Genomic DNA, 12,798 nt, shown 5'->3' with positions numbered 1-12,798 from the left:
CGTGAGGCCCTGGCGGTGTGGGTGAACCACTACAACTACCATCGGCCTCATACCTCCTGCGGAGACGCTCCTCCGACCTCGTTGGCACCGGCCCGAGTCAACAACGTCATGCCCTCCTACACCTAGGCGCGGAACGCCCTCCCCCGTCGTCGGGCGCACCGGAGACGGGTCGCTAGCCTGGACGCATGGCCTCCTGCCCCCCGTCGTCGTCCGACCCCACCGCCGCACCACCCCTGGCCCTGCCGCTGGCCCGCGAGGAGCTGGACCGCGGTGCCGTGGCCCGCCTCGACCCGGGCCACCTGGCGGCGTCCTGGGCGCGCGAGGGGACGGAGGTCCTGTGGCTGCAGGGCGGCCGCGCACCGGTCGCGGACGGCCGGCTCGTCTTCACCGCGCCCTCCGGTCCCGTGCCGGCCGAGGCCGCGTATCTGGGCCGCGGCACCGCGGCGGACCGGGGCCCGCACGGGCGGGAGCGCGAGGTGGTCTCCGTCGCCGTCGAGCCGCCGGCGGCCCTGCCCGAGGACGCGGCCGCCGCGCTCGCCGACGCCGTGTGGGTCGGCCTCCGCGATGCGGCCGCCGCCCTCAGCGACGCGGACACCGGGCTGTTCGTGGCCGCCGTCGCGAACGCCAACTGGCACGCCACCCACCGCTTCTGCGCGTTCTGCGGCGGCGTCACGGACGTCGAGGCGGCCGGCTGGGTGCGTCGCTGCCGCGACTGCTCCCGGGAGCAGTTCCCGCGCACGGACCCGGCGGTGATCGTGGCCGTCATCGACCCGGCCGGGCGGATCCTGTTGGGCCGCAACGCGGCGTGGCCCGAGGGGCTGTACTCCTGCCTGGCCGGGTTCGTGGAGCCGGGGGAGTCCCTGGAGCACGCGGTGGTCCGGGAGATCGCGGAGGAGTCCGGGATCACGGTGACGCACCCGCGCTACCGCGGCTCCCAGCCGTGGCCGTTCCCACGCTCGCTCATGCTCGGGTTCACCGCCCTGGCCCCGGCCGGCGTCGAGCCGGTTCCGGACGGCGAGGAGATCCTCTCCGTGCGCTGGTTCGAGCGGAAGGAGCTCGCGCATCTGGCCCGCGAGGGCGACGTCACCCTGCCCGGGGCCGTGTCCATCGCGCGGGCGCTCATCGAGGATTGGTACGGTGGGATGCTGCCCGATGCGCAGACCCTGATCACCTAGGAGGACTCGTCCCGCATGAGCACTCCCGACGAGATCCTCCGCGGCCTCGACCCGGAGCAGCGCCGGGCCGCCACGGCCCTGCACGGGCCCGTCTGCATCCTGGCCGGCGCCGGCACCGGCAAGACCCGCGCCATCACGCACCGCATCGCCTACGGCGTGGCCTCCGGCGTCTTCGACCCGCACCGCACCCTCGCCCTGACCTTCACGGCGCGCGCCGCCGCGGAGATGCGCACCCGCCTGCGCGACCTCGGCGTGGCCGGCGTCCAGGCCCGCACGTTCCACTCGGCGGCCCTGCGCCAGCTGCAGTACTTCTGGCCCCAGGCCGTGGGCGGGCCCATGCCCTCGCTGATCGAGAACAAGGTGCGCCTGCTCACGGAGGTCGCCCAGCGCATGCGCATGACCGTGGACCGGGCCGGCCTGCGCGACCTCGCCGGCGAGATCGAATGGGCCAAGGTCTCCCTGCACGCCCCCGAGGGCTACGCCGAGGCCGCGAAGGAGCGGGAGATGCCCGCCGGCTGGACCGCCACCACCGTCGCCCGTCTCTACACCGGCTACGAGGAGGCCAAGACAGCCCGGAACATGATCGACTTCGAGGACGTGCTGCTGATCCTCGTGGGGATCCTGTCCACCGAGCCGCAGATCGCGGCCACGATCCGGGACCAGTACCGCGTGTTCGTGGTGGACGAGTACCAGGACGTCTCGCCGCTGCAGCACCGCCTGCTCGACCTCTGGCTCGGCGACCGCGGTGACCTGTGCGTCGTCGGCGACGCCTCTCAGACGATCTACTCGTTCACGGGCGCGACCTCCCGCTTCCTCACCGACTTCCGTGAGCGGTATCCCGCGGCCACGGTGGTCCGTCTCGTGCGTGACTACCGGTCCAGCCCGCAGATCGTGGAGGCGGCCAACCGCCTGCTGGCGGACCGCACCAAGGCGGGGGAGCGGGACCGCACGATGCCGCGCTGGCCCGACCCCCTCGAGCTCGTCTCCCAGCGGCCGGCCGGCCCCGACCTCGTGTTCGCGGAGTGCACCGACGACGAGGCCGAGGCCGGCTGGGTCGCAGACCGGATCGCGGCGCTGATCGACGACGGCGTGCCGGCCTCCGAGATCGCCGTCCTGTTCCGCACCAACGGCCAGTCCCAGGCCTTCGAGACGGCGCTGTCCTCGGCGGGCATCGGCTACCAGCTGCGCGGCGGCGAGCGGTTCTTCTCCCGGCGCGAGGTGCGCGACGGCATCCTGCAGCTGCGGGCCGCCGCCCGCGCCGCCCAGGACCTGACGGGCGACGACGTCACGGACCGGGTGCGGGACGTGCTCTCCTCGCTCGGCTACTCCGCCGAACCGCCGGCGGCCTCCGGCGCGGCCCGTGAACGGTGGGAGTCCCTGCACGCCCTCGTCAACCTCGCCGACCAGCTCGCCACGACGCGCGGGGCCGAGTTCACGTTGACCGAGCTCGTGGCCGAGCTCGACGAGCGTGCCCAGCACCAGCACGCGCCGACGGTGCAGGGCATCACCCTGGCCTCGCTGCACTCGGCCAAGGGCCTCGAGTGGGACGCGGTGTTCCTCGTGGGCCTGTCCGAGGGGCTCATGCCGATCTCCTTCGCGGAGACCCAGGCCGAGGTGGACGAGGAACGGCGCCTGCTCTACGTGGGCATCACGCGTGCCCGCCAGCACCTGTCGCTGACGTGGACGCTCTCGCGGGGCACGGGCGGGCGCTCCACCCGGCGGCCCTCCCGGTTCCTGTGGGCCATCGACCCGACCCTCGGCGGCACCCGCGAGCACGCCCCGGCCCGTGGTTCCGCGGCGGGCCCGACGGCGCCGCGGCGCCGGGGCGCGAAGGTCGCCGTGTGCCGCACGTGCGGCAAGCCCCTCGAGACGGGAGCCGAGCGCAAGGTCGGCCGCTGCCTGGACTGCCCCGCCACCTACGACGAGGCGGTGCTCGAGGAGCTGCGCGACTGGCGCACCCGCACGGCCGCCGAGATGCGGATGCCCGCGTTCGTGGTGTTCACGGACGCCACCCTCGTGGCCATCGCCGAGGCCATGCCGAAGACCCCGGCAGAGCTGCTGAAGGTGCCCGGCCTCGGCAAGTCCAAGCTGGAGAAGCACGGACCGGAGCTGCTCGAGCTGCTGCACGGCACCCCGGCGGCCTGAGCCGCGGACCCGCGCTCCGTTCCGCCGGCGGCGCCGACCCCCTCAGAACGCCCAGCCGAGCGCGTCCGGGTCGCAGGCACAGCCGGGCCGGGGGCGGACCCGCACCCGGCGCGTGCGTCCCGTCACCCGATCGGCCCGCAGCACGCCGGGGGCCGGTCCGGCCCGCAGCGCGTCCACGGTCAGCACGGCGGCCCGCAGCGCCGCGAGCCCGTCCACCTGTCCCCGGTGCGCCGACGGGCCGGGCGCCGTCGGGGCATCGGGGACGCCCGTCGGATCCGCGGGCCATCGGCACAGCGGGCACCCGCGCACCCCGGGGGCGCACCACGGTCCGACCGTGACCGCCTTCGGTCCCACCGTGACCGGCAGCAGCGGGTGGTCGGCGGCCAGGGCCTGCGCGGCCAGGTCCGCGTCGAGCACGGACCCCACCGCCACCGTCGCCTGCCCCACGAGCACCGGCACCGGGCCGTGGTGCGCGTAGAGGCGCAGCCCGGGGGCCACGTCGCCCAGCCGGCGCTCGAGCGCACCCGCCCGGGGCCGACCGAGGTCCCCGGGCAGCAGGCCGGTCCCCAGGTCCGCGGCGTCGACGGGCCGCGGATCCCACAGGGCCAGGCGCAGCGCCCCGGCCCCCGCCAGGGCGTGGGCGATCGCCGCGCCCACCGCGTCGAGGCCCGCCACATGGACGTCGGTCGGCGGGGCCCACACCCCCGGCTCCGGCGCTGACGCGGCGGTGTCATGAGGGACGGTGGTGACGGTCTCGGCGACGGTGCGCACGGCTCTCCTCTCGGCTCGGTGCCTCCCACCCTGCCAGGGCGCCCCCGGACCGCGCCGGATTGTCCACAGCCTGCGGCCCATGCCGGAGAATGGCCCGATGCGCCCTGTCCCGCCCGCCCCCGGCCGCCCTCCGCGTGCCGTCCCGGCCGCCCACCGCGGTCCCGCCCGCGAGAGCACCGACCTGGACTGGGAGGGCACGCCCGTGCGGCTCGTGCGCTCCACGGCCCGCACCCGCACCGTCTCGGCGGCGTGGCGCGACGGCCGCCTGCAGGTCAACGTCCCGGCCCGTCTCTCGGCCGCGCAGGAGCGCGAGTGGATCGGCCGGATGGTCGCGAAGGTGGGCGCACGCGGTGGGACGGGGCAGCCCGCGGCCGACCCGGACGGCCGCCCCGCCGACGCCCGCTCCGACGACGCGCTCCTGGCCTGGGCGGGACGGCTCTCGGCGGCACACCTGGGCGGGCGGGCCCGTCCGGTCTCGGTCACGTGGTCGGCCCGGCAGCGCCGCCGCTGGGGCTCGTGCACGCCGGGGCGCGGCACCATCCGGCTCTCGACGCAGCTGCGCGGCATGCCGGACTGGGTGGTGGCGGCGGTGCTCGTCCACGAGCTGGCCCACCTGCTGGAGTCCGGACACGGCCCGGCCTTCCGACGCCTCGTGGACCGGTACCCGCGCTACGCCGAGGCGATGGCCTTCCTCGACGGGGTCACCTTCGCCGAGGGCCGCGGTCGCACGGCGCCGGACCGGTGGGCGGAGGACGAGGACGCGGGTTGACACGACGGCGGGCGGCCCGCACCCGAGGTGCCGGGCCGCCCGCGGCCGTCGTGCCGAAAGGGGCTCAGCCCTCGCGCGGCGCGTCGCCGAAGCCGCCCTCGAGGAGCTTGCGCAGCTCGTCGTCGAGGGACTCGGTGCTGGCGTCCGCGGCGGAGCGGCGCCCGGTGTACCCGGCGGGGTCCTCGAGGTCCTCCGCCGTGGGCTGACGCTCGGGATGGCGCCAGATCTCCTCGCGATACTCCGTGCCGTGCTCGGCCGTGACGTGCTCCCAGAACGCGGCGGCCTCGCGCAGGCGGCGCGGGCGCAGCTCGAGGCCCACGAGGGCGGCGAAGGCCTGTTCGGCCGGGCCACCCGAGGCGCGGCGGCGGTTCATGGTCTCGCGCAGGGCGGCCGCCGACTCGAGCGGGCGCGCGGCCTCGGCGACCACCACGTCCACCCAGCCCTCCACGAGGGCGACGAGCAGCTCCAGCTGGTCCAGCGCGGCCTGCTGGGTGGCGTCCGGGGCGGCGATGAAGGACGCCCCGTCGAACACGGCCTGCAGGGAACCGGGGTCCATCGGGTCCACCGACTGCGCGGCCCGCTCGATGCCCTCGGTGTCCAGGCGGATGCCCGCGGCGTACTGCTCGACGGCGGCGTACAGGTCCCGCTCGAGCCACGGCGAGTGCAGGAACAGGCGCATGCGTGCGGCCTCGCGCAGGGCCAGGTAGATGCGGATCTGGTCGTCCGGCACCGAGAGCCCGTCGCCGAACTCCTCGATGTTCACGGGGACGAGGGCGAGACGGTGGCCGGCGACGGGCAGGCCGATGTCCGTGCCCGAGAGCACCTCCTTGCCCAGGGCGCCCACGGCGCCGCCGAGCTGCAGGCCGAACATCGTGCCGCCCATGTTCTTCAGCATGGGCTGCAGCCCGCCGAGCAGGGAGGCGTCCATGCCCTCGGGGAGCTGGCCCGGCAGCTGCTGCTCGATGGCCGCGGACATCGCGCGGGACATCGAGACGGCCACGGGCTCGGTGAGCCGGCGCCACTGGTCCATGGTCGCCTCGACCCACTCGGCACGGGACCAGGCCACGCCGACGCTGCCGACGGGCTCGGTCTGCGTGACGCCGTCGAGCCACAGCTCGGCCAGCCGCAGCGCCTCGTCCACCTCGCGTCGCGCGAACGAGCCGACGGCCGGGTCCTCGCCGGCCACGGCCTGGCGGGCGGCCTGCTTCGCCAGAGCCCAGTTCACGGGGCCGTCCGAGCCGGAGCCGGAGCTCATCATCGCCTGGAACTGGGCCATGGCCTGCTGCATCATGGCCGGATTCAGCTGGGACGGGTCGAAGGGCACCCCGCCGGGGCCGCCCAGGCCCTCCATGGCGCGTCGGACTTCGTCCGGGTCGGGGCCCTGGCCGCCGAAGAGCTGCCGCAGCATCTCCTCCAGGGGGTCGCGGCCGTCGTCGGATCCGGGCGTGCGCGCGTCGTTGCTCATGTCTCCAGCGTATCCGCGTCGGCGCGGCGCGCCCGCCCTCCCGACGTCGCGGCGGCGCGGTTCGCCCATGGCGCACGGCGTCGCGCGGGGCAGGCGGGGGTCGCGGCCCCGCGTAGACTGGTGTGACCGTCGCCGCGCGGCCCGTGCCCGGCGGCGAGGACGGCCCGATCAGGACCCCCAGGAAAGACGGTGTCGCGTGCGCGCAGTGCCCTCGAGGACCACCCGCGCCGCCCGCGTGCCCTTCTCCGGATGGCTCGCCCTGGGCAGCGCCGGGCTGGCACTGCTGGCCCCCACCCCCTACATCCTCGAGGGCCCCGGCCCCGCCGTGGACCTGCTGGGCGAACGCGAGGGTCGACCCGTGCTGCGCGTCGAGGGCGGCGAGGCGGACCCGGGTGAGGGGACCCTGCACATGACCACCGTGATGGTCGGGGGTCCTCCCATCGGCACCACCTCCCTGCTCGACCTCGGCCGCGGCCTGACGGACCCCGCCGTGGACGTGGTCCCGCGCGAGCTGATGTACCCCACCGGCGTCACCTCCGACGAGGTCGGCGAGGCCAATTCGGCGGCCATGTCGGACTCCCAGCAGACCGCGACCGCCGCGGCCCTGCACGAGCTCGGACGCGAGGTGCCCCAGCGGCTCGTCGTGCAGCAGCTCGTGCCCGGCGGGCCCGCCGAGGGCGTCCTGCGGGCCGGGGACGAGGTGATCGCCGCCGAGGGACGGCCCGTGGCCGACCTGGAGGCCGTGCGCGCCGCCGTCGGGGCCGCGGGGCCCGACCCGGTCACGCTGACGGTCCGCCGCGACGGCGTGGAGCAGGACCTCGAGGTGCCGGTGGCGGCCGCCCCCGAGGGCGCGCCCCAGCCGTGGCAGATGGGGGCCCTGATCGAGACCGCCTACGACGTCCCGGTGGACGTCGAGCTGACCGTGCCGGACATCGGCGGACCTTCGGCGGGTCTGATGTTCGCGCTCACCGTGATCGAGCGGCTGACCCCGGGGGCGATGACGGGGGGCGCCTCGATCGCCGGAACGGGCACGATCACGGGGGACGGCGTCGTGGGTCCCATCGGCGGGATCCCGCAGAAGGTGCGCGGCGCCGCCGAGGCGGGGGCCACGACGTTCCTCGCCCCCACGGCGAACTGCGAGGAGCTGGCCGGCCGTGTGCCCGAGGGTCTGACGGTGTACCCCGTGGACACGCTGGGCCAGGCCCGCGACATCGTCGAGGCGGTGGCCCGGGGGGAGAGCCCGGCCGCCGCCCGGACGTGCGGCTGAGCCGACGCACACCAGGACCACCAGACCACCAGACCACCAGACCACCAGACCGGACGACATGTCCGGGGCGCAGCGCCCCGGACCGGAGCAGAGCCCCGCGGACGCGGGAGGGAAGAGGACAGAGCAGTGAGCTTCGGACAGGGAGGCGGCGGACCGTTCGGCGGCCCGCCCCGTGACGGCGGCGGGACCGCCGGGGGCCAGTCCGGCCCGTTCGGGGCGTTCGGCCCCTTCGGCGGCGCCCCGCGCGGCCCGGGCGACGACGGCGACCGCGGTCCTGGTGGCCCGTTCGGCGGGGGCGGGTCCTCCGCCGCGCGCGGCAGGGGCCGGCCGGGCCGGCCGAGCGCGCTCGTGCTGACCATCATCGCGGTGGCCGTGCTCGTGGGGCTGTTCGTGGTGTTCACGAACGTCTACACGGACGTGCTGTGGTTCTCGCAGCTGGGCTTCACCGAGGTCTTCTGGACCGAGGTCCTCGCCAAGGCCGCGCTGTTCCTGATCGCCGGGCTCGGGATGGCCCTCGCCGTGTGGCTGGCGATCCGCACGGCCTGGCGCCACCGTCCCGCGGACGCGTCCGCGGCCGCGCGGGACTCGCTCAGCCAGGCCCAGCGCCAGCTCGAGCCCATCCGCCGCCTGGTGTTCCTGGGTGTCCCGCTCGTGCTCGGCGTGTTCGCCGGCTCCACCGCGATGAACGGCTGGAACACGGTCCTGCTGTTCCTGAACCAGGTGCCCTACGGCCAGGCGGACCCGGAGTTCGGCCTGGACCTCATGTTCTTCATGGCCACCCTGCCGTTCCTGACGCTCATGGTCGGGTACCTGATCTCGGTGGTCCTGGTCTCCGGCATCACCGGTCTGCTCGTGCACTACCTGTACGGCGCGGTGCGCGTGGAGGAGGGCGGCAGCGTGCGGATCACCCCGGCGGCGCGCGCCCACATCGGCATCACCCTGGCCGTGTTCCTGCTGCTGCAGGGCGTCAACTTCTGGCTCAACCGCTACCGCACCACGCAGTCGCAGACCGGCAACTGGGCCGGCGCGCTCTACACGGACGTGAACGCGGTCATCCCGACGTCGGCGATCCTGGCGGTCACGGCCGTGATCGTGGCCGGCCTGTTCGTGTGGACGGTGGTCTCGGGCCGGTGGCGGCTGTCGCTGATCGGCACCGCGGTCCTGGTCATCACGGCGCTCGTGGTGGGCACGGCGTACCCCTTCATCGTGCAGGAGTACCAGGTGAAGCCGTCCGAGCGCACGCTCGAATCCCAGTACATCGAGCGGAACATCGCCATGACGCGCGAGGCGTACGGCCTGGACGACGTCGAGGTGACGAACTATGAGGGCGCCACGGACCCCGAGGCCGGGGCCCTGGCGGGCGAGGAGGCCAACACGGCCAACGTCCGTCTCATGGACCCGAACCTGATCTCCCAGACCTTCGGGCAGCTCCAGCAGTTCCGTCCGTACTACTCGTTCCCCACCACGCTGCACGTGGACCGCTACGAGGTGGACGGCCAGACGCGGGACACCATCCTGGCGGCCCGTGACGTCAACGTGGACGACATGCAGTCGTGGGTGAACCGCCACACCATCTACACGCACGGCTACGGCATGGTCGTGGCCGACGCCTCCGAGGTCGCGGCCGGCGGCCGGCCCCAGTGGCTGCTCTCCGAGATCCCGACGCGCGGGCCGCTGGCCTCCGACCAGGACTACGAGCCGCGCATCTACTTCGGGCTCAACTCGCCCTCGTACTCGGTGGTGGGTGCGCCCGAGGGCGCGCCGGCCGTCGAACGCGACCGGCCGCAGACGGCCGACTCCCAGGAGGACACGGCGTACACCTTCTCCGGCGACGGCGGCCCCTCGGTGGGCAACCTGTTCAACCGGCTCGCGTACGCGGTGAAGTTCGGCTCGCCCGAGCTGGTGCTGTCCTCGGACGTGAACGAGGCCTCGCAGATCCTCTACGACCGCGACCCGGCCGAGCGCGTCCGCAAGGTCGCGCCCTACCTGACGGTGGACACCGCCCCCTACCCGGCGATCGTCGACGGCCGCGTGCAGTGGATCGTGGACGCCTACACGACCTCGGACCAGTTCCCGTACTCCACCGCGCAGCAGCTGGGCGAGGTCACGGTGGACTCCCTGAGCCAGGGCCAGAACCCGGCGCTCCAGGGCCGGGTGAACTACATCCGCAACTCGGTGAAGGCGACGGTGGACGCGTACGACGGCTCGGTGTCTCTCTACGCGTGGGACGACCAGGATCCGCTGCTGCAGGCCTGGCAGAACGTCTACCCGTCCTCGCTGCGCCCGTACTCGGAGATGAGCGCCGGACTCCTGGACCACGTCCGCTACCCGGAGGACATGTTCAAGGTCCAGCGCGAGCTGCTCGGCCGCTACCACGTGACCGACGCGGACGACTTCTACGAGAACAACGACGCGTGGTCCGTGCCGTCGGACCCCACGCGCGAGGAGGACGTCAAGCAGCCGCCGTACTACATGACGCTGCAGATGCCCGGCCAGGACGAGCCGGCGTTCTCCCTCACCAGCAGCTACATACCGCAGATCACGGACGGTGCCCAGCAGCGCAACGTGCTCTACGGGTTCCTCTCCGCCGCCGGCGACGCCGGCACGGGGGAGGACGGCGTGAAGGCCGAGGGCTACGGGCAGCTCCGACTGCTCGAGCTGCCGCGGTCCACCACGGTGCCCGGCCCGGGCCAGGCGCAGGCCAACTTCGACTCGAACGCGGACGTCTCGCGGGAGCTGAACCTGCTGCGCCAGGGCGCGTCCGAGGTGCTCAACGGCAACATGATCACCCTGCCGGTGGCCGGCGGCATCCTCTACGTCCAGCCGGTGTACGTCCGCTCCTCGGGCGGCACCACCTACCCGACGCTGCGCAAGGTGCTCGTCTCCTTCGGCGACAAGGTCGGCTTCGCGGACACCCTCCAGGAGGCCCTGGACCAGGTGTTCGACGGGGACTCGGGCGCGGTCACCCCGGAGGAGAAGCAGGCGGAGGCGCCCGCGCCGGGCGAGGAGCCGACGGCTCCGGGCACCGTCGAGGAGGAGCTCTCGGCGGCCCTCGAGGAGGCTCAGGACGCCCTGACCCAGGGCCAGGAGCGTCTGGCCGAGGGCGACTGGGCCGGCTACGGCGAGCAGCAGAAGCGTCTCAACGAGGCCCTGAAGCGTGCCACCGCCGCCGACGACGCCCTGGGCGGCGACGCGCCTGCCCAGGAGCAGGCCCCGGCCGAGGCGAGCCCCGCGCCGTCGTCGAGCCCCAGCCCGACGCCGAGCGGCTGAGTCGGCGCCGGCGGGCCGGGCCCGCCGGACCGTCGACGACGGCCCCGGCCACGCACCGCGCGTGGTCGGGGCCGCTGTCGTCTCGGGGCAGGTGGCCGCCGCATGGCCGCCGGGTGGCGGGGTGCTGACGCCGATTTGAACTCGACGGAACAGGTGTGTATAGTTCTAGAAGTCGCCGCGGGGTGGAGCAGTTCGGTAGCTCGCCGGGCTCATAACCCGGAGGTCGCAGGTTCAAATCCTGCCCCCGCAACGAGAAGGAGAAGGCCCCCAGCATCTGCTGGGGGCCTTCTCGCATGTCCGGACCCGGTCGCCCCGGCCCGCCGGCACGGTGCCGGCGGGCGAGCCGACCGCCCTCGGGCGATCAACGCGGGGGAGCGGGAGCGTCAGCGGCTCGAGGCCCGGACCGCCTGCTGGGCCGGGGTGCGGCGGCCCGGGTCGGTGCGGCGCAGCCAGACGGCAGCGATGATCGCGATGACCGCGATGGCGCCCCAGATGCCGACGACGGCCCAGGACAGGCCCGCGAGGAGCAGCAGCGGCACGAAGGACACGGCCGCGATCTCCACGGGCACCACCGGGATGTAGGCCACGCCGAACTGCTCCATGGTCCCGGACTTCAGCTTCGGGTCCACGATGCGCAGCATGGCCACGCCCGTGGCGACGGCGCCGGTGGCCCAGCCCCACGTGAACAGCTGCTTCTCGAACCACGCGTCGGTCATGACGCGCGGCGCCACGACGATCCCCAGGAACAGGGCCAGCGCGAGGCCGATCACGAACAGGAGCAGCAGCGGCTGCCAGTAGTCCACGACCACGGTCGGGGCGATCGCGGCGATGCCGCAGACGATGAGGATGTCCGTGGCGGTGCCGGACACCGAGTTCAGCGAGCCCGGGTCGAGGAACTTCGCCGTCTTCGTGGCCTGGAACAGGACGCGAGCGATCAGGCCGAGGAGGAACGCGATCGCGAACGCGGGGATGATCAGCTGGGGTCCGTCCTCGCCCACGACGCTCGGCCACACGGACGTGATCCAGGAGACCACGCCGTGCGCGGCCGCCGCGATCATCGCGACGACGCCGACCTGGAAGGCCAGTGACTCCACCGAGGCCGCCGAGAAGGTGTGCCGGCCGATGACCGGGCGTTCCTCCACCTGGTTCAGCACCCCGGTGCGCAGCTCCTCCGGGATGGAGGTCAGGCCCGCGAACTCCCGCGCGTGGCCGCGCTGCGCGCCGATCTTGGCCTGGATGATGCCACCCACCACGCCGACGATCATGCCGACGGTGGCCGAGGTGTAGGCCAGCGAGGTGACGGTCGCATCACCGTTGGCCGCGTATGCCTGGCCCACGGCGGCCGCGGAGCCGAAGCCGCCCGCCCAGCCGGCGAACAGCAGGGCGGCGAACGAGTCGGGCGCGTCGAACAGCGGCTGCAGGAGGACCAGCGTGACGAGGGCGCCGATGGCCACCTGGGAGGCGTAGATCAGCACGCCGTAGGACGCGAACGCACCCACGGGGCGGCCGATCTTGCGGACGTCGAAGTCGTCGGTGAGCGCGATGCACACGAACACGATGACGATCAGGATCGAGCCGTACGTGCCCAGCTGGGAGCTGAACGGCAGCCAGCCCAGGCCGTTCGGGCCGAGGACCAGGCCCAGGATGCCGGCGATGACGGAGGCCGGGATCATCAGGGTCTGGAGGGGCGTGATGACGGCACGGGCCAGCGTGCCCACGGCCAGGAGCGCGCCGATGAGGCCGGCGTCGACCAGCACGGACCAGGCCGTGAACTGCTCTTGCATGGGGTTCTTCCTCTGTGCGGGGACGGGGGCGTCCCGCGGAGCGTGCCGAGGGACCCCGGGACAGTACCAAAGGAGCGCGGGGGCCGGGGCGCGTCCGGGAGGAGCACCGGGCCGGGGCGCACGAGGACGGCCCGCCGCGCCGGCGTGGGCCG

9 protein-coding genes and 1 tRNA gene are annotated in these 12,798 nt (G+C 74.2%); 7 read left to right on the top strand and 3 right to left on the bottom strand.

Translation table 11 applies throughout. The annotated features are described in order from the left end of the window. The 3 genes from O3T09_RS10130 to O3T09_RS10120 form a co-directional block, all read left to right on the top strand. The coding region (locus O3T09_RS10130; protein ID WP_144819830.1) for an integrase core domain-containing protein at nt 1-126 on the top strand (126 nt) is incomplete at its 5' end. Between the two features lie 59 nt (nt 127-185). Further along, nucleotides 186-1,175, top strand: coding sequence for an NAD(+) diphosphatase (nudC, locus tag O3T09_RS10125; RefSeq protein WP_036314348.1), 990 nt, complete (start codon nt 186-188; stop codon nt 1,173-1,175). A 15-nt stretch (nt 1,176-1,190) separates the two neighbouring features. Further along, nucleotides 1,191-3,320 carry an ATP-dependent DNA helicase UvrD2 gene (locus O3T09_RS10120; RefSeq protein ID WP_041105123.1) on the top strand — a complete coding sequence of 710 codons (2,130 nt, stop codon included), beginning with the start codon at nt 1,191-1,193 and terminating at the stop codon, nt 3,318-3,320. Nucleotides 3,321-3,362: 42 nt separating this feature from the next. On the opposite strand, the gene O3T09_RS10115 is transcribed toward O3T09_RS10120, so the two are convergent. Then, nucleotides 3,363-4,091: a ThiF family adenylyltransferase gene (locus tag O3T09_RS10115; protein WP_041105125.1), complete on the bottom strand. Its 729-nt coding sequence runs from the start codon at nt 4,089-4,091 to the stop codon at nt 3,363-3,365. Between the two features lie 97 nt (nt 4,092-4,188). Here O3T09_RS10115 and O3T09_RS10110 point away from each other — a divergent pair, with 97 nt between their 5' ends. Further along, entirely contained in the window at nt 4,189-4,860 is a 672-nt protein-coding gene (locus tag O3T09_RS10110; RefSeq protein WP_041105127.1) for a M48 metallopeptidase family protein, read from the top strand. Nucleotides 4,861-4,924: 64 nt separating this feature from the next. Here the strand turns inward: O3T09_RS10110 and O3T09_RS10105 are convergent, their stop codons facing one another. After that, nucleotides 4,925-6,325: a zinc-dependent metalloprotease gene (locus O3T09_RS10105; protein WP_129867256.1), complete on the bottom strand. Its 1,401-nt coding sequence runs from the start codon at nt 6,323-6,325 to the stop codon at nt 4,925-4,927. Between the two features lie 196 nt (nt 6,326-6,521). Between O3T09_RS10105 and O3T09_RS10100 the strand changes: the two genes are divergently transcribed. From O3T09_RS10100 to O3T09_RS10090, 3 genes are all read left to right on the top strand, one after another. Then, nucleotides 6,522-7,592, top strand: a complete 1,071-nt coding sequence (locus tag O3T09_RS10100) for a YlbL family protein (RefSeq protein WP_269295519.1) — start codon at nt 6,522-6,524, stop codon at nt 7,590-7,592. Between the two features lie 126 nt (nt 7,593-7,718). Next, on the top strand, nt 7,719-10,862 hold the full coding sequence (locus O3T09_RS10095; protein ID WP_049147309.1) for a UPF0182 family membrane protein: 3,144 nt from the start codon (nt 7,719-7,721) through the stop codon (nt 10,860-10,862). Nucleotides 10,863-11,038: 176 nt separating this feature from the next. Further along, nucleotides 11,039-11,112 (top strand) — tRNA-Met (locus tag O3T09_RS10090). Between the two features lie 133 nt (nt 11,113-11,245). Here the strand turns inward: O3T09_RS10090 and O3T09_RS10085 are convergent. Continuing rightward, complete coding sequence (locus O3T09_RS10085) at nt 11,246-12,646, bottom strand: sodium/glutamate symporter (RefSeq protein WP_049147311.1); 1,401 nt, start codon at nt 12,644-12,646, stop codon at nt 11,246-11,248. Nucleotides 12,647-12,798 lie beyond the last annotated feature (152 nt).

It is taken from the genome of Micrococcus sp. H39-S4, from assembly GCF_027158145.1.
GTDB classification, from domain to species: Bacteria; Actinomycetota; Actinomycetes; order Actinomycetales; family Micrococcaceae; genus Micrococcus; species Micrococcus luteus.
This window is presented reverse-complemented; position numbering and strand designations above follow the sequence as displayed.

Bases quoted from the DNA above. Each gene is read 5' to 3' on its own strand.
- nudC (WP_036314348.1), top strand. From the start codon at position 186: ATGGCCTCCTGCCCCCCGTCGTCGTCCGACCCCACCGCCGCACCACCC.
- O3T09_RS10120 (WP_041105123.1), top strand. From the start codon at position 1,191: ATGAGCACTCCCGACGAGATCCTCCGCGGCCTCGACCCGGAGCAGCGC.
- O3T09_RS10110 (WP_041105127.1), top strand. From the start codon at position 4,189: ATGCGCCCTGTCCCGCCCGCCCCCGGCCGCCCTCCGCGTGCCGTCCCG.
- O3T09_RS10105 (WP_129867256.1), bottom strand. From the start codon at position 6,325: ATGAGCAACGACGCGCGCACGCCCGGATCCGACGACGGCCGCGACCCC.
- O3T09_RS10085 (WP_049147311.1), bottom strand. From the start codon at position 12,646: ATGCAAGAGCAGTTCACGGCCTGGTCCGTGCTGGTCGACGCCGGCCTC.